A 21,490-nucleotide genomic window follows, 5' to 3' on the forward strand; every position below is an offset into this window, starting at 1 on the left:
GGGTATTATTTCGTTTGCAGGTTACGATGGCAGTGTTTACTTAATGGGGTGGACAGGTGGTTATGTACTATTAGCCATGTGTTTAGCGCCTTACTTACGTAAATTCGGCAAGTTTACTGTACCAGACTTTATTGGCGACCGTTACTATTCACGTACCGCGCGTTTAGTTGCTATTTTTTGTGCCATATTCATTTGTTTCACTTATATAGCAGGGCAAATGCGTGGCGTAGGCGTGGTATTTTCACGCTTTTTAGAAGTAGAAATTGAAACCGGTGTTTACATTGGTATGGTGATTGTATTCTTTTATGCGGTACTTGGCGGCATGAAAGGCATTACCTACACACAAGTAGCGCAGTATTGTGTACTTGTATTTGCCTACCTTGTACCAGCCATTTTTATCTCGATGATGATGACGGGTCACTTCTTCCCACAAACCGGTTTTGGTGCCACACTAATTGGCAGCGAGGGCGTGTACGTACTTGATAAATTAGATGGCTTAAGCGCTGAACTTGGTTTTGCGCAATATACCGAAGGCTCTAAGAGCATGATTGACGTGTTCGCTATTACTGGTGCGTTAATGGTAGGTACTGCTGGTTTACCACATGTAATTGTACGCTTTTTCACTGTACCTCGCGTAAAAGACACACGTATTTCTGCTGCATGGACTCTTGTGTTCATCGCGATTGTTTACACAACAGCACCTGCGGTTGCAGCCTTTGCTCGCGTAAACATGGTTGATACTATTAATGGTAAAGACGGTAGCGGTACAGCTTACGCAGAAGCACCAGGATGGATTAAAAACTGGGAACGCACAGGTTTAATTACATTTGATGATAAAAACGGCGATGGCAAAATGTTCTACACGGCGGGTAAAATCACCGATCCGAACAGTGCTAACGAAGTAAATGTAGACCGCGACATTATGGTATTAGCAAATCCAGAAATTGCTAATTTACCAGCATGGGTAATTGCACTCGTAGCTGCTGGTGGTATTGCCGCTGCATTGTCTACAACAGCAGGTTTACTACTGGTTATTTCGACCTCCGTTTCGCACGATTTACTCAAGCGAACCCTCAAGCCCGATATTACCGACAAGCAAGAGTTACTTGCAGCGAGGTTGGCAGCCATGGTCGCTATTGTTATCTCCGCATACTTTGGTATTAACCCGCCTGGATTTGTGGCATCGGTAGTGGCATTTGCATTCGGCTTGGCGGCAGCGAGTTTCTTCCCAGCAATTATTATGGGTATATTCTCTAAAACAATGAACCGAGAGGGCGCAATTGCAGGCATGGTAACGGGTATTGGCTTTACCGCTGCGTATATCATCTTCTTCAAGTTTGTAAGCCCTGAGCTTAATAATCCTGAACATTGGTTTTTAGGTATTTCGCCTGAAGGTATTGGCTTAATTGGTATGATTATTAACTTTGTAGTAGCTGCAGTTGTTCTTAAATTTACTCAAGCTACACCTATTGAAATTCAAGAAATGGTAGAAGGTATTCGTAACCCTAAAGGGTCAGCTGAAGCGCACGATCACTAGGCAACATTTATAGATATAGTAAAAAAATATAAAGCACCCAAAGCCCGACTTTAGTCGGGCTTTTTATTTGTTTAATAAATAAGTACATTAGATTGGTACATCACCATTTAAAGAGCGAATACAATGAGTGTAGAACAACAAGAAATAGCCCAATACGTTTGTTTGCAAGCGCCTTTTACTATGCTTGATAGCAGCGCATGCGAATACTTTGTAAATCATCTTGATATTATTTACCTTACCCGCGAAAACCAAACTCAGTGGTTACAAAGTGAAAACCCTAAACTATTTTTAATTCGCTCTGGTTTGTACGACCTAGTTGATGGCAAGGGCGATGTTGTTACGCGCTTAGCGCAAGGTGACTATTTTGGTTTTCCGTCGCTGTTAACCGGTGAGGCAATTCAAAATAGGTTAGAAGTACAAAAAGAGGGCATAGTGTATATGCTTTCTCAAACGCATTTTGATTTTTTACGCAGAGAATATAAATCGTTTGAGCAATACTTTGTACGCGCTCATGCTAACCGGTTGTTGTCATCACATTATAAAAGTAAAAACGATAGCTGGTCGGAACGTAAAATATCAGAGCTGATGACGCGCACAGCAATTACGCTTACGCCCGATGCAAGTATTAGGCAAAGTGCTAAAAAAATGAAAGAGCATGGCGTATCGTCAATAATGATAACGCAGCACGCGCACTTAGTAGGGGTTGTGACCGACCGCGATTTACGCAACCGAGTACTTGCCGACGAGGTAGATCCACAAGACGCAGTAAGCAGTATTATGACCGCAAAACCTAAGTTTATATTTGAAAATAACCGGGTGTTTTCGGCGCTGCACTTAATGCTTAAATACAATATTCACCATTTGCCCGTGCTTGACGAAAACCATAACCCGATAGGGATGATAACCAGCACCGATTTACTGCGCCAACAAAAAAGTGACCCCGTACAGCTTATTGGGCGCATATATAAAGCGCACACTGTTACTGATTTAAAACGCTACGCTAAAGAAATTCCCGAACTTTTGCGTAGTTTTTCGTACAACATTGACGACATATCGCTAATTGGTAAATTACTCAGTGGTTTAACCGATGCGCTTACATCGCGCCTGATTCACTTATTTCAAGAAGAGCATGGCGCAGCGCCAACCAGCTTTAGTTTTATTTGCTTTGGCTCGCAAGCACGCGAAGAACAAACCCTGCATTCAGATCAAGATAACGGCTTATTACTCCCTAACGACTTAACCACCGAGCAACACGCTTACTTTAAAAGTATGGGGGAGTTTGTATGCGAGAATTTAGTTGAGTGCGGCATTAGGCGTTGCCCAGGTAATATTATGGCAAGCAGTGATGAGTGCCGTATGAGCGTAAACGACTGGAGCGAGCGCTTTTTTAAATGGATAAAAAGCCCCACACCCAATGCAATGCTTAACTGTAAGATATTTTTTGACCTGCGATTTATTGAAGGTTCAAACGCTTTATACACAGCTTTTTGCGAGCAACTAATTCGTATATCACGTAACGATTTATTCTATGCCGCAATGGCAACCGACATAAGCAGCAACAGCGTGCCAATTGGTTTATTTAATAAATTTAAAACAGAAAGAACAGATCAAAATAATAAATACATAGATTTAAAAAAACGCGGTGTTGTAATTATAAATGACATAGTGCGGTTATACGCTTTAAAAGCGGGTATTAGGCGCGCCAACACGCAAGAGCGGTTGGACGCACTACTAAAACATAAACTGATCAGCAAAGAAGATATATACAACCTAAAAGACTGCTGGCGGTTCTTAACGCAGCAGCGCTTGAGTACACAAATAAACGAAGAGGGCTTACCGAGTAATTGTATTAATCCTAATAAATTAAACTCACTAGAGCGCCATCAACTAAAAGAAGCGTTTTATCTTGTTAAACAAGCGCAGCAAGCCGCTGCGTTTAAGTTTGCTCGCGGCAGTTTATAATGATGGATTACTAACATGGTAAAAAAGCTGCTCACTCGGTATTTAAAGCGCCGTAAATTACTAGGCAAAAATGCCTTACAACAACGTTACTTAGTGATTGATTTAGAGCTCACTGGGCTTGATGCAAAACAGCACGAAATTGTATCGGTAGCGTGGGTGATAATAGATAACCAATGTATAAAAATGAGCGAGTCGCAGCACCTTATAAATAAAAACGTAAAAAGCCTTGAGCAAAGTCCTGTTTTTCATGGGATTAGCGACGATGCTATAACAAAAGGACAGAGCTTGTGCAGTATATTAACGCAACTAAGCAGCCACTTTAGTGATTGTATTTTAGTGTTTCATAATGCCATGCTCGACTGGGGGTTTTTAAAAATAGCGCTTAAAAATGCCAATATAACTATACGGCCTAAACTGATACTCGACACACTGCATATTGAGCAAAAGCGCTTACTCCATCATTCAACTGAAATAAAACAAGATGATTTAACCCTTAATGCTTGCCGCACACGTTATGAGTTACCAAGCTATCATTGCCATCACGCACTGACCGATGCACAAGCCACTGCCGAGTTACTGCTAGCCCAGTGCCATCAAATAAGCCGTGGCAAAGAGTTAAAAGTAGGCGAGTTGATGTAGGTTGGCTGTAGGCGGGGCTTTATGCCGCGCGAGATAAACTCCCGCCAACAATAAAGAGTAGTTTACTTTTATTGTTATCCGTATAACTATAGGTACAGTTACGTAATCATTATCTAACTAATCACTTCAAGGACGATCATGAAACTCATCACTGCCATTTTCTTAACCTTATTCCCACTCATCACTTTTGCTAATTCAAGTTTGCCTGCTAATCGCCATATTGCAGTGCAGGGTACTGCAGAGGTATTAGCAAAGCCCGATATGGCTAAGATTTCTTTTGAAGTAATAAGCTTTAAAGACAAATCACTTGATGCAAAACGTGATGTTGATGACCGAGTAAATTTGTTACTTAAAGGTTTAAGCAAGTATGGTGTTAAGGAGACTGATGTTTCTGCTACAAGCCTGTTAACTCATAATGATGACGATATGTTTAATGTCGAGAGCGGTACAGCAATTAATGCAGGATATGTAGCAACAAGAACACTTAAAGTAACATTAAGAAATATTGAAAAAGTGAATGATTTTATCGATTTTGCACTAAGTGTAAAAATTAATGAACTGACGAATATTGAGCTTATGTCTTCAAAAGCCTCGCAGTTAGAAGCTGAAGCAACACAAGGCGCAATAGATAACGCTATAGTTAAAAGGGGGTAAGCTTGCCAAAGCATTTGGCGCAGAGATTGGAAAAATTTACAGTATTAATTCAAATTCTAACCGTTCAAGTTATGGTTATGGCGTAGATGATTTTGAGAGAATAGTTGTGACCGGCTCTAAAGTTACTAGAAATCCATTCGAGCAAGGCAGGTATTTACAAGAAACTATTACATTTAAATCATCAATAAACGTGGTGTTTGATTTAGAGGTAAATGATTAAGTTAAAATTTTCATTTCAAATACATTTTCATAATGTAAGCTGGCTTTAAGTTTTTGATTAATTTGAAGGTAGCCATATTATGAGCGATGAAAGCAACACGTTAAAAGCACAAACTGAGGCAAAAGTAGCAGCAGGGCGCAAAGGTAATTCTGATTTTATGAAAGGTGTTGATGAAACGATTGCACAAGCAAAAGCGTTTCAACAAGGTGCTAATGCACTTGATTTAAACCAAATTGCACCAAGTTTTGAGTTACCAAATCAACATGGTCAATCGGTGCAGTTAACTGAGTTACTTGCTAAAGGGCCTGTGGTTGTTACTTTTTATCGTGGTAGTTGGTGTCCGTACTGTAATTTACAACTGAAAGCACTGCAGTCACGTTTACCTGAAATTCATGCTTTAGGTGCGCAGCTGGTGGCTATTAGCCCGCAAGTACCCGATGGCTCAATGAGCGAAAGCGATATAAGTAACATGGATTTTTTAGTGCTGAGTGATCAAAATGCCGATGTAGCAGCAAGCTACGGCGTAGCATGGCAAGTGCCCACATTTTTACTCGAGCATATGCGAGTAGACCGAGGCCTAGATTTAGAGTCGGTTAACAATGGCAATAGTAGTGTTTTACCGATCCCTGCCACCTTTGTTTTAGATAAACAAGGTAAAGTGACTTGGCGTTATGTTGATGTTGATTATCGTACTCGTTCTGAGCCAGAAGATATAATTAACGCTTTGAAAAATTTAGTATAAAAAACTTAATTTTAAAAGTCAGACCCCTTGAAGAGCTTGCAATGCCTAAGCTCTTCAACGTTAATTTAAAGTTTCTAATGCTTCCCTCTTATAATCAGATGCAAGGTCGATTACAATACAGACATCTAAAAGGCGTATTGCCTTTATCTGCACGCTAAAAGAGTGGATTTTATATTTCATGGCAATCAAACTTGCAATTAATGGTTTTGGTCGTATTGGTCGAAATATTGTCCGCGCGTTATACGAGTCTGGTTTGAGCGACGATATAAAAATTGTTGCGATTAACGAACTTGCTGATCCTGAAGCTATTGCTCATTTATTAAAATACGACACATCCCACGGTCGTTTTTCTTTTCCTGTAAAACTTGGTGAAGACACCATTAGTGTTGCAGGCGATACCATTGCACTTTTTTGTGAAGAAAACCCAATTGAATTACCTTGGCAAACGCTCGATGTAGACGTTGTACTTGAATGTACGGGTGTTTACCACTCGCGTGAACAAGCGCAGTTACATATTACCGCAGGTGCTAAAAAGGTGTTGTTTTCGCATCCGGCCGATAACGATGTTGATGCTACGATTGTGTATGGCATTAACGACGATGAGCTTAAAAGCGAGCACACAATTGTTTCTAACGGATCGTGTACAACTAACTGTGTTGTGCCGGTTATTAAAGTATTAGATGATGCATTTGGTATTGAGTCGGGCGCTATTACAACGATTCATGCGTCGATGAACGATCAACAAGTGATTGATGGTTATCATCATGATTTACGCCGTACTCGCGCTGCAAGCCAATCAATTATTCCAGTTGATACAAAGCTCGCTCGTGGTATAGACCGTATTTTACCTAAATTTAAAGGCCGTTTTGAAGCCATCGCCGTACGTGTACCTACTATAAATGTCACGGCAATGGATTTAAGTGTAACGGTTAATACCGATGTAGATTTAAATGCAGTAAATAATGCACTTAAAGCACAAGCAAAAGACCGCTTAGAAGGTATTTTAAGTTATACCGAAGAGCCGCTTGTATCGGTTGATTTTAATCACGACCCACATTCTTGTATTATTGATGGCACACAAACACGTGTTAGTCACAAACGACTGATAAAGTTATTAGTATGGTGTGATAACGAATGGGGTTTTGCTAATCGTATGCTCGACACAGCGCGTGCTATGATGGCAGTGAATAAGTAATTTATTAATATAATAATTTTAAACGTATTTTTCAGGTTCAGTATCGTTAACTAAGGAGATGTTCATGTCGGTCATAAAAATGGCAGATTTAGATTTAAACGGCAAACGCGTATTAATTCGTGAAGATTTAAATGTACCAGTTAAAGCAGGTAAAGTGACGTCAGATGCGCGTATTCGTGCAGCACTACCTACTATTAAACTAGCCCTTGAGAAAGGCGCTAAAGTAATGGTTATGTCACACCTTGGCCGTCCTACGGAAGGGGAATACGATGAAGCGTTTTCGCTTGCACCTGTAGCTGATTACTTAAACGATGCCCTAGAGCAAACTGTACGTTTAGAAAAAGATTACCTAAACGGTGTTGATATTGCTGATAACGAAGTGGTTGTTTTTGAAAATGTGCGCTTTAACAAAGGCGAGAAGAAAAACGACGAAGCGCTATCTAAGCAACTAGCAGCACTGTGTGATGTATATGTAATGGATGCATTTGGTACGGCTCACCGTGCACAAGCGTCTACCCATGGCGTTGGTTTATTTGCTGATGTGGCATGTGCAGGTCCATTGTTATCGGCTGAACTCGAAGCGTTAGGCAAAGCACTTGATAATCCAGCGCGTCCATTAGTAGCGATTGTTGGTGGTTCTAAAGTATCTACTAAGCTTACCGTTTTAGATTCACTTTCTAAAATTGTTGACCAATTAGTTACCGGCGGCGGTATTGCAAATACCTTTATTGCTGCATCAGGTAGCCCAGTTGGTAAATCGCTTTACGAACCTGATTTAATGGATGAAGCGAACCGTTTATGTGCAGCAGCGATTGCTAATAATGGTGAAATTCCGGTACCGACTGACGTAGTGGTTGGTAATGAGTTTTCTGAATCTGCTGTAGCTACACTTAAAGATGTAAGCGAAGTAACAAGCAATGATATGATTTTTGATATTGGCCCTGATACAGCGAGCAAGCTTGCAAAAATTATTGCAAATGCAGGCACTGTTGTATGGAATGGTCCAGTTGGCGTGTTCGAGTTTGACCAGTTTGGTAATGGTACTCGTGCTATTGCACAAGCAATTGCTAACTCAAATGCGTTTTCAATCGCCGGTGGTGGTGATACCTTAGCCGCAATCGATAAATACGGCATTGCCGATAAAGTATCTTATATTTCTACTGGTGGTGGTGCGTTCTTAGAGTTTTTAGAAGGCAAAAAACTTCCAGCAGTTGAAATGCTAGAGTCGCGCGCTAAGTAATTTTAGTGGCGTAAGGTGAGGGGGTAATAGCCCTCACCGACAATTAATTACTAAATACCTCTCACCCTAATTTAGTCGTTAATTTAGACGGAATATTACTGCAAAGCAGTGGTTTTTCGTGGCGTTGTTATAACGCCAAACTAACACATCCGTTCAAACTAGATGGTAGGGAACTACTGTCGATAAATTGGAGAATACCCAATGGCTTTAATCAGTATGCGACAACTTTTAGATCATGCAGCAGAGCATGGTTACGGCGTACCTGCTTTTAATGTTAACAATCAAGAGCAAATGCGCGCAATAATGGAAGCGGCTGACAAAACAAACAGCCCAGTAATCGTTCAGGGATCAGCTGGTGCACGTGCTTATGCTGGTGCTCCATTTATTCGTCATATGATTTTAGCAGCCGTTGAAGAATGGCCACATATCCCAGTTGTAATGCATCAAGATCACGGCACATCGCCAGGTGTGTGTCAGCGTTCAATTCAGCTTGGTTTTTCATCAGTAATGATGGATGGCTCGTTAATGAGCGACGGAAAAACCCCTTCAAGCTACGAATACAATGTAGAAGTAACGCGCGAAACTGTTGCGATGGCGCATGCCTGTGGCGTATCGGTTGAAGGCGAGCTAGGTGTACTTGGTTCACTTGAAACAGGTGAAGCTGGCGAAGAAGATGGCGTTGGCGCAGAAGGGTTATTAACAACTGATCAAATGCTAACAGACCCTGAAGAAGCGGCTGATTTTGTAAATAAAACACACGTTGATGCACTTGCAATTGCTTGCGGTACTTCACACGGTGCTTATAAATTTACTCGCCCACCAACAGATGACATTTTAGCGATTGATCGCATTAAAGCGATTCATGCCCGTATTCCTAACACGCACTTAGTGATGCATGGCTCATCTTCAGTTCCTCAAGAATGGTTAGAAATTATTAATCAGTACGGTGGCGAAATTCCAGAAACTTATGGTGTGCCAGTTGAGCAGATTGTTGAAGGCATTAAGTTTGGTGTTCGCAAGGTAAATATTGATACCGATTTACGTTTAGCATCTACCGGTGCAATTCGCCGTCATATGGCGCTTAACCCATCTAACTTTGATCCACGTAAATACCTAGCTGAAGCGACTAAAGCAATGACAGAGATTTGCGTTGCACGCTATAACTCGTTTGGTACTTCTGGTCAGGCTAGTAAAATTAAGCCAATTTCACTTGATGAAATGCACCTTAAATACTTAAGCGGCGAACTAGACCCTAAAATTAGATAATAGATCAATTTATAATTGATCATTATTAGAGCCTGTTTATCTTTCGAGGTTGAATTTGCAGCAGTATGTTTGGTATTTAGGCAAGGCAGAGCCTATGCAATGTGGTTATTCCCCATAAATAGGCGATAACGTGGAATAAATGCCAAACATGCGCTGCCCGAAGGGTTCTGCTTAGGGGCAATTTACTCTTTGTTGCCTACATGGATGTAGGTAAGGGGCGTGAGCAGGACGCGGAAGCTTTGCTCGGTTTTTACTTAGCCCGCTAGGTTACAAACCTCACGCCGCGATTAAATCGCCCCTAGATTGAACAAATTTTAATCCTGAAAGGTCAACAGGCCCTAAGCCAGTAACTTTGTTGCTGGCTTTTTTAATGTCAGCCCTTTTTATATTACAGATTACGGTTTTTTGATCAGATCACTGCATTACCAACGCGGAATTTTGGGATCACGCATTTACTAACACAGCCTTTTTCGGATCATTACTTTACTAAGCCAAATACACTTTAATGCTATATATGGGTTCTGAGTTAATTTGATCGTTATTTATTTGTACAAACAATCAACAACTTATGGCTTTGACTAGGTACAACTCTGATCTGAGGGTTGATCGGCTTGGTAAAAATCTGATCCTTTATTTGGAGCTTAGTAAAATTTAGATCTATTTTTGAACGTATTGTTTGTTACACAGGCGGGTTTGTTGATTTTAAAAGGGCTTTAAAGCTACTTTTAAACGATCGATCTGTAAAAATGTCTTGGTTAGTAAAACAATGATCCCAGCTAGTTTAATATTGTTTAGTGGTTTAAATAGCGATACAAAAAAGATAATTTTAAAAAGTTAGCTATTACATAAATTTATCGTAAATCTCTTTTTATTACGTTAAATATTAAAAAGGTTTTAAAAATATGACGTTAATGAGGTTTTTTGTCACTAATTTGTGTTTTTTTTACCACCATTTTAATTTACACGTTACACTTTCATAAAAATGTAATACTTAGTCATAATAATGAAAACTAATTCGATAGCGTAAGAGATAAATTGGAATGTCACGTAAAGTACTAGTCGTAGATGACGAAGCTCCTATCAGGGAGATGTTGGTTTTTGTTTTAGAGCAAAATGGATTTCAAGCAATTGAAGCAGAAGATTACGACTCTGCTATTGCAGCTATGGTTGAACCTTACCCAGATATGGTTTTACTTGATTGGATGTTACCAGGTGGAAGCGGTATTCAAATTGCTAAAAAGTTTAAGCAAAACGAACACACCCGCCAAATCCCAATTATTATGCTTACAGCTCGCGGCGAAGAAGAAGACAAAGTACGCGGTCTTGAAGTAGGTGCAGATGATTACGTCACTAAGCCGTTTTCACCTAAAGAGCTTATGGCACGTATTAAAGCGGTTATTCGCCGTGTATCGCCAACCTCATTAGAAGAAGCTATTGAAGTACATGGCCTGCGTTTAGACCCTATTTCTCATCGTGTTACCTCAGAAGGTAACGAGCTTGATATGGGGCCAACCGAATTTAGATTACTGCACTTTTTTATGACTCACCCAGAGCGTGTTTATAGCCGTGAACAACTGCTTGATCATGTGTGGGGAACTAACGTTTACGTAGAAGATCGCACTGTTGATGTTCACATTCGTCGCCTGCGTAAAGCAATTGGCCCACTTGGACATGACCGTTTGGTGCAAACAGTACGTGGCGCTGGGTATCGTTTTTCAAGTAAGCTGTGATCAGCTTAAAGCTTAGCTAATGTGTAAAATACGCATGTATTACTACTCTAAGGTAAAGTGAGTGTATGTATCGAGTTGTTAATAAGCAGGCGTTAGTAAAGCGCCTGTTTATCTATTTTTTACCCTTACTATTAATTGGTGTGCTGGTTGGCGCGCCATTTTTGCTTTTATTTTTAGGATCTTTTTCCCTCCTTATTTGGCACTACCATCAACTTTATCGTTTGAGCGATTGGCTACTTAATCAACGCAGCTTTAATCCACCAGAGGGTGAGGGTGCATGGGAGCAAGTGTTTGAAGGTATTTACCATCTCCAGCACCGTAATCGTAAAAAACGTAATGAGCTTGCAGATTTAATTCGTCGCTTTCGCGATGGGGCTGAAGCGGTACCTGATGCGGTAGTGGTATTACAAAACGATTTAAGTATTGTGTGGTGTAATCAATTAGCCCTTAAAGTGCTTGGTTTGCAGTGGCCTACCGATCATGGTCAGCGCCTTGATAATTTAATTCGCGAACCTAAGTTTGCTAAATACATGCACAAAGGCGAATTTGACGACGCGCTTGAGCTGGATAACGGTCATAGTATTGAGCAGGTGCTTGAGTTTAGGGTAATGCCATATGCAAGTACGCAACTTATGGTTGTTGTGCGTGATGTAACGCGCTTAAAACAGCTAGAACAGATGCGTAAAGACTTTGTAGCCAATGTGTCACACGAACTACGTACACCGCTTACAGTGGTTACAGGGTATCTTGAGATGATGGATGGCGATATGATGCCGCCGCCAGCAATGTGGAACAAAGCGCAAAATACCATGCTTGAACAATGTAAGCGCATGGACAGCTTAGTCAGCCAATTATTATCGCTTTCGCGTATTGAAGGTGCACGGCGCCAAGACAACGATAAAGCTATAAATGTACCGCAATTACTTGGTTATATTCACACTGAAGCAAACTCAATTAATCAAGACAAAGGCCACGAACTTATTTTTGATATTGATAAAACCCTTGATATTAAAGGCTCTGAGGATGAACTGCGTAGTGCGTTTTCTAATTTAGTATTCAACGCGATTCATTACACAAAACCAGGCGGTAAAGTAGAAGTTTGCTGGCAGCGCAAAAACAATAAAGCGTGTTTTAGTGTTACCGATAATGGTGATGGTATTGCGCCTGAGCATATTAACCGATTAACTGAGCGTTTTTATCGTGTTGATAAAGCTCGCAGTAGAACAACAGGTGGCTCAGGCTTAGGGCTCGCTATAACAAAACATGTGTTAACTCGCCATGATAGTAAATTAAATATTCGTAGTGAAGTTAATAAAGGATCGTGTTTTTCTTTTGAATTTTCAATAGATAAGATAGTTTCGCTGACTAAATAATTAAGCTAATAGGTCAAGTCATAAAAGTGTCATTTAAGAGTAATGTAACTGTCATGTACTCACTTTAGAGTGGGCAGCAGTTAGAAAATGGAACGAACAAACCGGAGAACTCTACATGAAATTTAAAAACTTAGTTGCCGCAATGGGTGTGGCTGTTACAACTTTCGTATCTGCACAAGCAGTTGCTCTAGATCAAAATATTCCTGAGTATCAAAAAATTAGTGGTGTTTCAGGCAACTTTTCATCAGTAGGTTCTGACACTTTAGCCAACATGATGACGTTTTGGGCTGAAGAGTACAAACGTATTTACCCAAATGTAAATATTCAGATTCAAGCAGCAGGTTCTTCTACTGCTCCACCGGCACTTACCGAAGGTACAGCTAACCTAGGTCCAATGAGCCGTAAAATGAAATCTAAAGAAATCGAAGCGTTCGAAAAACGTTACGGTTACAAGCCAACAGAAGTTCGCGTAGCTATTGATGCACTTGCTGTATTTGTACATAAAGATAACCCAATTGAAGGGCTTCGTATTGACCAAGTAGATGCTATCTTTTCATCTACTCGTAAATGTGGCGCACCAGAACAAGTTAACCGTTGGAGCGATGTTGGTCTAACAGGTGATTGGGCAGCTAAAGATGTGCAACTTTACGGACGCAACTCAGTATCAGGTACGTATGGTTACTTTAAAAAGAAAGCACTTTGTAAAGGTGATTTCCGTAATAACGTAAATGAGCAACCGGGTTCTGCATCAGTAGTACAGTCAATTTCATCTTCATTAAATGCAATTGGTTACTCAGGTATTGGTTATAAAACATCAGGCGTACGTACAGTACCGCTAGCTAAAAAAGGCGATAACTTTGTTGATGCAACACTTGATAACGTTGCACAAGGTAAATATCCATTATCTCGCTTTTTATACCTTTATGTGAATAAGCACCCAAACAAGCCGTTGTCTCCAATGGAAGCGCAATTCTTAAAAATGGTACTTTCAAAAGATGGTCAGCAAATTGTAGAAAAAGATGGTTATGTACCACTTTCTGCAAAGCTAGTAGAAACAGAACTTAAGAAGCTTGGTTTAAATTAATAAACTATAAGCAATAAAAAACCGCTCATTGAGCGGTTTTTTTGTGCCTAAAACTAAAAACTTTAAGGAATTAAATATTACCTAATTTTTCGGCTTGTGCTTTACATTGATTATAGCTCTCAACACATTTGCCAGAGCATACTTGTTGCTTTAAGCCCTCAGCAGTTGTTTGCTGTTCACAACTACTTTCACACTGGTAGTTTTGTTGAGCACACTGATTCATTTCAGGGTTTTCAACTTGGTTTTGACAACCTGCCAATAGTGCAAAAGTAAGGGCGACTACGCTTGTTTTTATTAAAGTGTGCATGCTTCTTATCCTTAAAATGGAGTCGCAATAATATTAAATTTCGACTTGGATATTGTCGATCAATCTAACACCACCAAAATAGGCTGCGGCTAAAATAACAAATTGAGTATCTTCGATTGTAGCAGTTTTTAATGTATCTCGTTGAGCAATCTCAAAATAGTCTGGTTTTAGGCCTGCTTTCTCTAAACTTTGTTTAGCTAAGCTTTCAAGTTTTACAAAGTCTTTCTCGCCACTTTTAAGTTGCTCAGCGCACGTATTAAGGGCTTTAAATAATACGGTTGCAGTCGCTTTTTGATCATCAGATAAGTAACCATTACGTGAGCTCATAGCAAGGCCAGAAACTTCTCGCATTGTAGGTACACCAATGACTTCAACCGGAATTGATAAGTCGCGTGCCATAGTTTTGATTACTTGTAGTTGCTGAAAATCTTTTTCACCAAAGCAGGCGTAATCTGGTTGCACTAAGTTAAATAACTTAGTTACGATTGTTGCAACACCTCTAAAGTGACCTGGACGTGAGCCACCGCAATAGCCTAATGAAATGTCAGGTACATCTACAAAGCTTTGTGCACCCAGTCCGTTAGGGTAGATTGTTTCTACACTTGGGGTAAATACAATATCAGTGCCTAGTTCAGCAAGGCCTTGTTTGTCTTCGTTTAGCGTACGAGGATAGTTATCTAAATCTTCGTTAGCACCAAATTGCATTGGGTTTACAAAAATACTTACAACGACTTTGTCGGCCAAGTTTTTTGCTTTTTCTACTAGCGAAAAATGCCCACGGTGCAAGTTGCCCATTGTTGGCACAAGCGCCACGCTAAGACCTGCTTGGCGCCATGCTTTAATTTGACTACGTAACGATCTGATTTCAGTTATTGATTGCATTATTTAAACTCATGTTCAGCGCTTGGAAATGCGCCACTTTTAACATCTGTACAATACTTTTGAACGGCTGCAGGCATATTGCCTGTTTCGAGCAAAAAGTTTTTAGAAAATTTAGGAATGTAACCTGCCGAAATACCAACCAGGTCATGCATTACCAGTATTTGGCCGTCAGTTAAGCTGCCTGCACCAATACCAATAGTTGGGATACTTAAAGCGTCTGTAATGCGTTTTGCCAGGGCACTTGGAATACACTCAAGTACTAATAATTGCGCGCCAGCAGCTTCAAGTGCTTTCGCATCATCAATCATTTTTTGTGCTTTATCTTCTTCGCGACCTTGTATTTTAAAGCCACCAAATACATGAACTGACTGTGGTGTAAGGCCTAAATGCCCGCAAACTGGGATACCTTGTTGAGTGAGTGCTTTAATGCTCTCGTAAAGCCACTCTCCGCCTTCAAGTTTAATCATGTTTGCGCCAGCGCGCATAAGCTCAGCTGCATTTTTACAGGTATCACTAACGCTTGAGTAGGTCATAAAAGGTAAGTCAGCAATTACAAATAATTCGCGGCTACCAGCGCGTACACAGCGGGTATGATATGCAATATCTTGATTTGTTACGCCAAGGGTGTCATCGCCGCCTTGTAGTACCATGCCCAATGAGTCGCCCACTAAAATAACTTCAACGCCGTTATCATGAAATAACTTTGCAAAACTAGCGTCGTAGGCTGTTAATGCAGTAATTTTGTTATTTTCTGCTTTCATTTTATTTAAAGTAGAAACGGTTATTTTAGACATAATATCCTCGCAGGCAAAAGCCTAGGTTAATTACAGAGGTAATTGTTGTAAGTCGTTGAGCGGTAAGTTATTTGCAATGGTTTTTAATGCAATGCCGCTAGGTAAAATAAGTTCAGGTGCAAGCTCTAATAGTGGGTAAACCACAAACTCGCGATCACTCAAACCATAATGAGGCACGGTTAAGCGCGCCGTATTTATAATTTGATCATCAAATAATAGGGTATCGATATCAAGTGTGCGTGGACCCCAACGCTCAGCTTTTCTTACTCGACCATGCTCAAGCTCAATACTTTGTGTTAAATCAAGTAATTGCTCTGGAGCAAGGGTCGTTTTAATACAGGCTACGGCATTGATATAGTCTGGTTGATCTTGTGGGCCCATAGGCTTACTTGCATAGTAATGCGATACGTTTACAAATTCACAATTAGGCAGCTTTTTAAGCGCAATTATCGCGTTATCAAGCTGCTCTTTTGGTGAGTTTAGGTTGGCACCTAAACCCAAATAAACACAATGCATGTTATTACTCAGTTGGCTTTTTAGTAGGGCGACGGCGCTTTCGCGGCTTAGGACCACCTTGATGACCTAAGCTTTTAACCATCTCTTTTTGGCCGTTTATATCTTTACTTAAGTATTGTGTCCACCACTGAGCAAGCTCTGTATGCTGAGTTTCGCCTGCATCTACGCGTAATAATAAAAAGTCGTAAGCGGCTTTAAAGCGAGGCTGTTGCGTTAGCCTGTATGCACGTTGGCCAGCACGTTTATCTAAGCGGTGCTGAATATGCCAAATATCGCGAGCACCTAAAGTAAAGCGCTTAGGAACAGCTATATGCTGTGAATTATCGCTTAGTACTTTATTCATTGCTTGTGCGAAAGCATCGTATTCAGATAGTTGCTCTTGGCTTTGAATTTTTTTAGTGCGCTCAAGCAGTGGGAACCAAAGTAGGGCAGCAAAAATAAACGCCGGTGTTACTTTTTTATCGGCATTAATACGCTTGTCGGTATTTTGAAACATTTGCTGAATAAGCGTGTGCTCTAAGCCACTTGGGTTTTTATCTAAAATTTTATCAAGTTCAGGAAAAAGTGAGCGGAATAAGCCGTATTTACGCAGCATTAAAAAGTTAGCTTCGGCCTTGCCGTTTAAAAACAGTTTAAGAATTTCTTCAAATAAACGTGCTGGCGGAATGTTATCAAGCAAGCTTGCAAGCTCGCTAATTGGCTTTTCACTTTTAGGCGCAATGCTCATATCAAGCTTAGTGGCAAAACGTACTGCACGTAACATACGAACAGGGTCTTCGCGGTAACGCGTTTCAGGGTCGCCAATAAGCTCGATTTGTTTAGCTTTAATTGCCGCTAAGCCGTTGGCGTAATCGTGAATACTAAAATCTTTAATTGAGTAATAAAGTGCGTTGATTGAAAAGTCGCGGCGCTCTGCATCTTCTTCAATACTGCCAAATACGTTATCACGTAGTAGTTGGCCCTCATTGCTTGATTGGCTTATTTGATTTTTGTCTTCTTGCGCTTCGTGGTGGCCACGCATTGTTGCCACTTCGATAATTTCACGGCCAAATACAATGTGTGCTAGACGAAAGCGACGACCTATCAGGCGACAGTTTCTAAATAGTTTTTTTACCTGTTCTGGAGTTGCATTAGTAACTACGTCAAAATCTTTTGGCTGTTGGCCTAACAATATATCGCGAATACAACCACCAACAAGGTAGGCATCGTAGCCACCGTCTTTTAAGCGGTATAATACTTTGATTGCATTTGGGCTAAATTGTTTGCGAGAAATACCATGCTCACCACGAGTGACAACAATAGGTTCACTGCTTACAGAAGCGCTTTCGGCACTGGTATTCGGGCCGATTATTTGTCGGCAAAATTGAAAAAGCTTGGAAATAATAGTCTGTCTCCTAGAAGGTGTGATTGACTCTGCATCGCAATCAAAAGTTACAGCAAATAGGGCGGTTATAACCCAGTACAAGCTGTTTGACGTAATTAGCATATATTTAGGCGGCTATCATATACCAGCAGGGTTTAAAAATTAAGTTGATGTGTTGAAATTAAGCCGTTTTTAGCTATTTTATTTACTTAAATGTGTAAATTGGACTTTCTGGCTATGTGGATGTTGAGAAATTTGTATTTCGGATACTTGGGGGACCTGTTTTAAGCTAAAGTTTTTAATTCCCCAATCGATTAATTGTTCTATATTTAAGTCGCTTAAATCAGCTATAACAGGTAGCCCTAAAAATTCAAAAGCGCTAATTAAAGCAGGCTTTGGATTTTGCTTACAAATGGCGGGGGCATAATTTTGTTTAGATAGTTTAAAACCGGGTTTGGCAACCGCTAAAGGTAAATGAGCAAATTCAGGTACAGGGCTGTCGAGTTGTTTAAACAAACTAATTTGCCGAGCTGTTGGTTCAATTAAATCTGCGCCTCTTACAATTCGATTTATGCTTTGATCGATATCATCGACGACCACAACAAGTTGATATGCAAATAAACCGTCACTGCGTTTAATTAAGTAATCTTCGTGGGATAATGCACTATTTACCGATATATCACCTTGAATTAAATCACTAAATTGAGTCGTTGGATGTTGCTGAACTAAACGAAGCGCGCCGGATTGAGTATGATGATTAAGTGCTTTGCAATGCCCCTGATAAATACCGCCAATGGCTTTTATCTGCTTGCGAGTACAGGTGCAACCATAAACAAGGTTTTGCTCTAAAAGTGAGTGGGTAATATCTTGATATAAAGACAGGCGCTGTGTTTGGTATACAACAGGTTCATCCCAATAAAGGGCGTAGGCTTGTAAGGTATTTAGAATATCGGAGTCGGCGTTTTTAACCACGCGCGTAGTGTCAATGTCTTCAATACGAACTAACCATTTTCCTTGATTAGCTTTTGCATCTAAATAGCTACCCACAGCCGCTACAAGTGAGCCAAAATGTAATGGCCCAGAAGGAGACGGCGCAAAACGACCGCGATATTTACGCATAGGCGCAGTAACGGCTGTAGGAGACATAACTAACTAATAAGTTTTAATTAGCCGCGTCCAGATTGCTTTTCTTTGATTTCTGCAAGTGTTTTACAGTCTACGCATAAATCGGCAGTAGGACGTGCTTCTAAGCGACGTATGCCAATTTCGATGCCACAAGACTCACAAAAGCCAAAATCATCTTCTTTAATCAAATTAATTGTTTTTTCAATTTTTTTGATTAATTTACGTTCGCGGTCACGAGTACGAAGTTCTAAAGAGAATTCTTCTTCTTGTGCAGCGCGGTCAACTGGGTCAGGAAAGTTAGCAGCTTCGTCTTGCATGTGCGATTTAGTACGATCAACTTCGTTACGTAAATCGTTACGCCAAGTCTCTAAAATTGCTCTAAAATGAGCACGTTGTGCATCATTCATGTACTCTTCGCCTGGTTTTTCTTGGTATGGTTCTAAACCGGCTTGAGCCAATAAACCATGTTTCTTTTGGTCTGGCATAACTCTCTCCTAAATCCTTAATTTAATGCCTCAGCATTAGCCGGCGGTATAAATAACAGAATCTTATACCCTAGGCAAATTTATTTTTAATTAATCGAATTAGCTTCAACCATGCTTACTGAGTAAAAAAGTGTATTAATAGTTTATTTACACTTTTAATTAATTCACATATTCGCTTTCTAAAACTTGCCTTGTTATATGGGCAAAAGCTTTAAAAACAAGTTAATTTTAATAATTCACTTTTTACCACTTTCTATAATTGGAGTACTTTGTAAATTACGCTTAGTTCAATCCGTTGGTTTATTACACTATTCTATAAATACTATTCTTTTATGAAGTAAGACTCCATTAGCTGAAATTTTGGCTTTGTATGCTAATACTTCAACACCGGCTATTATTGCTTGGTTTAATAACGTGGCGTATTTTTTATCAATATGCGCAGCTGCACTTACGGTATTTATTCCCTCATGCAAAACAGCGAACAGTAATACTGCTCGGTGGCCTTGTTCGATCATTTCTATTAGTTCGCGGATATGTTTTTGTCCACGCACTGTTTGCGCATCAGGAAAGTAGCCTTGCCCGCTTTGTGGTGTATCTTCGCTTAATAATGTGACTGATTTAACTTCTACATAGCAATCGGGCTTATTTTCGTCTGTGAGTAAAAAGTCGATACGACTGTTTTCGCTGCCGTACTTAACTTCGCTTTGCAATTGACTGTAGTCGAGTAGCTCGCTTATCACATTATTGTTTATTGCTTCTTCAACTACTTTATTAGCCACCGCTGTATTTACACAAATAAGCTGCGATAAGTTATTTTGCGTAAGCTCTAATGAATGCGGGTATTTTCGTTTTGCGTTATCGCTCTTTGAATAAAAAGCAGTAAAGCATGGCTCAGCGCATCCCGTCATTTTACCTGTATTTGCACAGTGGGCGGTAAATTCGCTGCCATCACTTAATTGTAAATCAGCTAAAAAGCGTTTGTAGCGCTTTAATAATATGGCTGGTTGCAGCGCTGGCGTGTACTTCATAATAACTTCCAAAGCGTAAACACTGCTCAGCAGTGTGATTTATGTTATTTATCTCAAGCTGTTGGGAACTTAAGCGCTCTATAGTAAACTCGGTGGCACATTTAAGTGCAAGGGAATTCTAACATGAGTGAAAAATTTGTTGTTCAACTAAGCGAACAAGCAGCAGCGAGTCATTGGGGCGATAATGCGTCATTGTCTTTTAACGAGCGCGGTGCAACTGTTCATTTATCTGAGCAAGACACATTAAAAAATGTTCAAAAAGCAGGCCGTACTATTGCAAGCCAAGGCGTTAAAAATGTTGAATTAGCAGGTGATACTTGGTGTACAGAAAGCCAGTGGGCTTTTTACCAAGGCTTTGTAACACCAAAATCATTAAACGGTGTTGAGTTTGTTGATAACGCACAATCAGATATTAAAGAACTTGCTCACTTAAAAACGTCAGCAATTTGGGCACGTGAAATGGTTAACGGTACTGCCGATGACATATACCCAGAAAGCCTAGCTGAAAAAGCAGCTGAGTTTATTCAATCATTAGCGCCTGAACATGTAAGTTACCAAATTATTAAAGGTGATGCGTTACTAGAACAACAGTGGATTGGTATTCATGCAGTTGGTCGCGGTAGTGTTCGCCCACCAGTATTGCTTGAGCTTGATTACAACCCAACAGGCGACGAAAATGCACCAGTAAGTGCTGCGCTTGTAGGTAAAGGTATTACGTTTGACTCAGGTGGTTACTCAATTAAATCAAGCGAAGGTATGCTTGGTATGAAGTGCGACATGGGCGGCGCTGCAACAGTAACAGCAGGTTTAGCATTGGCTATTAACCGTGGTATTGAAAAACGTATTAAGCTGTTTTTATGTTGTGCTGAGAACTTAATTTCGGGTCATGCATACAAATTAGGTGACATTCTTACTTACAAAAATGGCACAACAGTTGAAATTGTAAACACGGATGCTGAAGGTCGCTTAGTACTTGCTGATGGCTTAATGGCAGCAGGAGAGACTGGCGCTCCACTTATCATTGATGCAGCAACACTAACTGGAGCAGCGCTTGTTGCTGTTGGCCAAGAGTACAATGCATTATTTGCACTTGATAAAGAACTTGCACGTGAAGTTGAAAGTTTTGCATCTCAAGAAATGGAAGCTGCTTGGCCACTTCCTCTTGAAAAATGGCATCAACAAAACTGCCCATCTCCTTATGCTGATACGGCAAATAGCCGTGCACAAAAGGGTGGCGGTTACGGCGGTGCATCGAATGCTGCAGGCTTTTTATCACGCTTTGTGCCAAACGATGGCAAAGGTTGGGTGCACATAGATTTAGCTGCTGCTTTTAACATGGGCAGTACAA

At 40.4% G+C, this 21,490-nt stretch carries 19 protein-coding genes and 1 pseudogene; 12 read left to right on the forward strand and 8 right to left on the reverse strand.

Annotated features, from left to right (window positions below; translation table 11 throughout):
• The 11 genes and pseudogenes from L652_RS0121925 to L652_RS0121975 all read left to right on the forward strand — a co-directional run.
• Nucleotides 1-1,537: sodium:solute symporter family protein (locus tag L652_RS0121925; RefSeq protein WP_024603653.1), on the forward strand; the 1,537-nt coding region annotated here is incomplete at its 5' end.
• A 123-nt stretch (nucleotides 1,538-1,660) separates the two neighbouring features.
• Nucleotides 1,661-3,499, forward strand: a complete 1,839-nt coding sequence (locus tag L652_RS0121930) for a DUF294 nucleotidyltransferase-like domain-containing protein (protein WP_024597162.1) — start codon at nucleotides 1,661-1,663, stop codon at nucleotides 3,497-3,499.
• Between the two features lie 15 nt (nucleotides 3,500-3,514).
• Entirely contained in the window at nucleotides 3,515-4,138 is a 624-nt protein-coding gene (locus tag L652_RS0121935) for a 3'-5' exonuclease (protein ID WP_024597163.1), read from the forward strand.
• 138 nt (nucleotides 4,139-4,276) lie between these two features.
• Nucleotides 4,277-5,012 (forward strand): annotated as a pseudogene (locus tag L652_RS01000000124280) (SIMPL domain-containing protein).
• Between the two features lie 79 nt (nucleotides 5,013-5,091).
• Nucleotides 5,092-5,754 (forward strand): peroxiredoxin-like family protein, encoded by a 663-nt coding sequence (locus L652_RS0121945; protein ID WP_024597164.1) that lies wholly within the window; start codon nucleotides 5,092-5,094, stop codon nucleotides 5,752-5,754.
• A gap of 178 nt (nucleotides 5,755-5,932) precedes the next feature.
• Nucleotides 5,933-6,949 carry an erythrose-4-phosphate dehydrogenase gene (gene epd / locus L652_RS0121950; RefSeq protein WP_024597165.1) on the forward strand — a complete coding sequence of 339 codons (1,017 nt, stop codon included), beginning with the start codon at nucleotides 5,933-5,935 and terminating at the stop codon, nucleotides 6,947-6,949.
• 64 nt (nucleotides 6,950-7,013) lie between these two features.
• Nucleotides 7,014-8,189, forward strand: a complete 1,176-nt coding sequence (locus tag L652_RS0121955; protein ID WP_002961525.1) for a phosphoglycerate kinase — start codon at nucleotides 7,014-7,016, stop codon at nucleotides 8,187-8,189.
• A gap of 201 nt (nucleotides 8,190-8,390) precedes the next feature.
• The gene (gene fba, locus L652_RS0121960; RefSeq protein WP_002961523.1) at nucleotides 8,391-9,455 is read left to right on the forward strand and encodes a class II fructose-bisphosphate aldolase; all 1,065 of its coding nucleotides are present in this window, start codon (nucleotides 8,391-8,393) and stop codon (nucleotides 9,453-9,455) included.
• A 1,040-nt stretch (nucleotides 9,456-10,495) separates the two neighbouring features.
• A complete protein-coding gene (phoB, locus tag L652_RS0121965) occupies nucleotides 10,496-11,185 on the forward strand; it encodes a phosphate regulon transcriptional regulator PhoB (RefSeq protein ID WP_006791869.1) in 690 nt (229 codons plus the stop codon).
• Nucleotides 11,186-11,250: 65 nt separating this feature from the next.
• Nucleotides 11,251-12,558, forward strand: coding sequence for a phosphate regulon sensor histidine kinase PhoR (gene phoR, locus L652_RS0121970; RefSeq protein WP_002962688.1), 1,308 nt, complete (start codon nucleotides 11,251-11,253; stop codon nucleotides 12,556-12,558).
• Between the two features lie 115 nt (nucleotides 12,559-12,673).
• On the forward strand, nucleotides 12,674-13,642 hold the full coding sequence (locus tag L652_RS0121975; protein ID WP_002962686.1) for a phosphate ABC transporter substrate-binding protein PstS family protein: 969 nt from the start codon (nucleotides 12,674-12,676) through the stop codon (nucleotides 13,640-13,642).
• A 70-nt stretch (nucleotides 13,643-13,712) separates the two neighbouring features.
• Here L652_RS0121975 and L652_RS0121980 read toward each other — a convergent pair whose 3' ends face one another.
• The 8 genes from L652_RS0121980 to sfsA form a co-directional block, all read right to left on the reverse strand.
• Nucleotides 13,713-13,949 carry a hypothetical protein gene (locus tag L652_RS0121980; RefSeq protein ID WP_024597166.1) on the reverse strand — a complete coding sequence of 79 codons (237 nt, stop codon included), beginning with the start codon at nucleotides 13,947-13,949 and terminating at the stop codon, nucleotides 13,713-13,715.
• Nucleotides 13,950-13,982: 33 nt separating this feature from the next.
• Nucleotides 13,983-14,831 carry a pantoate--beta-alanine ligase gene (gene panC / locus L652_RS0121985; protein ID WP_024597167.1) on the reverse strand — a complete coding sequence of 283 codons (849 nt, stop codon included), beginning with the start codon at nucleotides 14,829-14,831 and terminating at the stop codon, nucleotides 13,983-13,985.
• The gene (gene panB / locus L652_RS0121990) at nucleotides 14,831-15,625 is read right to left on the reverse strand and encodes a 3-methyl-2-oxobutanoate hydroxymethyltransferase (protein ID WP_002962679.1); all 795 of its coding nucleotides are present in this window, start codon (nucleotides 15,623-15,625) and stop codon (nucleotides 14,831-14,833) included. Before panB ends, panC begins: the two co-directional genes overlap by 1 nt.
• Before the next feature lie 30 nt (nucleotides 15,626-15,655).
• Nucleotides 15,656-16,141 (reverse strand): 2-amino-4-hydroxy-6-hydroxymethyldihydropteridine diphosphokinase, encoded by a 486-nt coding sequence (folK, locus tag L652_RS0121995; RefSeq protein ID WP_024597168.1) that lies wholly within the window; start codon nucleotides 16,139-16,141, stop codon nucleotides 15,656-15,658.
• A gap of 4 nt (nucleotides 16,142-16,145) precedes the next feature.
• Nucleotides 16,146-17,627 carry a polynucleotide adenylyltransferase PcnB gene (gene pcnB / locus L652_RS0122000; RefSeq protein WP_024597169.1) on the reverse strand — a complete coding sequence of 494 codons (1,482 nt, stop codon included), beginning with the start codon at nucleotides 17,625-17,627 and terminating at the stop codon, nucleotides 16,146-16,148.
• A 78-nt stretch (nucleotides 17,628-17,705) separates the two neighbouring features.
• On the reverse strand, nucleotides 17,706-18,650 hold the full coding sequence (gene gluQRS, locus L652_RS0122005) for a tRNA glutamyl-Q(34) synthetase GluQRS (RefSeq protein WP_024597170.1): 945 nt from the start codon (nucleotides 18,648-18,650) through the stop codon (nucleotides 17,706-17,708).
• A 20-nt stretch (nucleotides 18,651-18,670) separates the two neighbouring features.
• Complete coding sequence (gene dksA / locus L652_RS0122010) at nucleotides 18,671-19,114, reverse strand: RNA polymerase-binding protein DksA (RefSeq protein ID WP_002962671.1); 444 nt, start codon at nucleotides 19,112-19,114, stop codon at nucleotides 18,671-18,673.
• 308 nt (nucleotides 19,115-19,422) lie between these two features.
• Nucleotides 19,423-20,142 carry a DNA/RNA nuclease SfsA gene (gene sfsA / locus L652_RS0122015; protein WP_024597171.1) on the reverse strand — a complete coding sequence of 240 codons (720 nt, stop codon included), beginning with the start codon at nucleotides 20,140-20,142 and terminating at the stop codon, nucleotides 19,423-19,425.
• 123 nt (nucleotides 20,143-20,265) lie between these two features.
• Between sfsA and pepB the strand changes: the two genes are divergently transcribed.
• A partial coding sequence (gene pepB / locus L652_RS0122020) for an aminopeptidase PepB (protein ID WP_024597172.1) occupies nucleotides 20,266-21,490 on the forward strand: 1,225 nt, incomplete at its 3' end.

This window comes from Pseudoalteromonas sp. TB25 (assembly GCF_000497995.1).
Classification (GTDB): domain Bacteria; phylum Pseudomonadota; class Gammaproteobacteria; order Enterobacterales; family Alteromonadaceae; genus Pseudoalteromonas; species Pseudoalteromonas distincta.

Bases quoted from the DNA above. Each gene is read 5' to 3' on its own strand.
- L652_RS0121980 (WP_024597166.1), bottom strand. From the start codon at position 13,949: ATGCACACTTTAATAAAAACAAGCGTAGTCGCCCTTACTTTTGCACTA.
- gluQRS (WP_024597170.1), bottom strand. From the start codon at position 18,650: ATGTCTCCTACAGCCGTTACTGCGCCTATGCGTAAATATCGCGGTCGT.
- epd (WP_024597165.1), top strand. From the start codon at position 5,933: ATGGCAATCAAACTTGCAATTAATGGTTTTGGTCGTATTGGTCGAAAT.
- panC (WP_024597167.1), bottom strand. From the start codon at position 14,831: ATGCAATCAATAACTGAAATCAGATCGTTACGTAGTCAAATTAAAGCA.
- panB (WP_002962679.1), bottom strand. From the start codon at position 15,625: ATGTCTAAAATAACCGTTTCTACTTTAAATAAAATGAAAGCAGAAAAT.
- L652_RS0121930 (WP_024597162.1), top strand. From the start codon at position 1,661: ATGAGTGTAGAACAACAAGAAATAGCCCAATACGTTTGTTTGCAAGCG.
- L652_RS0121945 (WP_024597164.1), top strand. From the start codon at position 5,092: ATGAGCGATGAAAGCAACACGTTAAAAGCACAAACTGAGGCAAAAGTA.
- phoR (WP_002962688.1), top strand. From the start codon at position 11,251: ATGTATCGAGTTGTTAATAAGCAGGCGTTAGTAAAGCGCCTGTTTATC.
- pcnB (WP_024597169.1), bottom strand. From the start codon at position 17,627: ATGCTAATTACGTCAAACAGCTTGTACTGGGTTATAACCGCCCTATTT.
- phoB (WP_006791869.1), top strand. From the start codon at position 10,496: ATGTCACGTAAAGTACTAGTCGTAGATGACGAAGCTCCTATCAGGGAG.
- fba (WP_002961523.1), top strand. From the start codon at position 8,391: ATGGCTTTAATCAGTATGCGACAACTTTTAGATCATGCAGCAGAGCAT.
- dksA (WP_002962671.1), bottom strand. From the start codon at position 19,114: ATGCCAGACCAAAAGAAACATGGTTTATTGGCTCAAGCCGGTTTAGAA.
- L652_RS0121955 (WP_002961525.1), top strand. From the start codon at position 7,014: ATGTCGGTCATAAAAATGGCAGATTTAGATTTAAACGGCAAACGCGTA.
- folK (WP_024597168.1), bottom strand. From the start codon at position 16,141: ATGCATTGTGTTTATTTGGGTTTAGGTGCCAACCTAAACTCACCAAAA.
- L652_RS0121975 (WP_002962686.1), top strand. From the start codon at position 12,674: ATGAAATTTAAAAACTTAGTTGCCGCAATGGGTGTGGCTGTTACAACT.
- sfsA (WP_024597171.1), bottom strand. From the start codon at position 20,142: ATGAAGTACACGCCAGCGCTGCAACCAGCCATATTATTAAAGCGCTAC.
- L652_RS0121935 (WP_024597163.1), top strand. From the start codon at position 3,515: ATGGTAAAAAAGCTGCTCACTCGGTATTTAAAGCGCCGTAAATTACTA.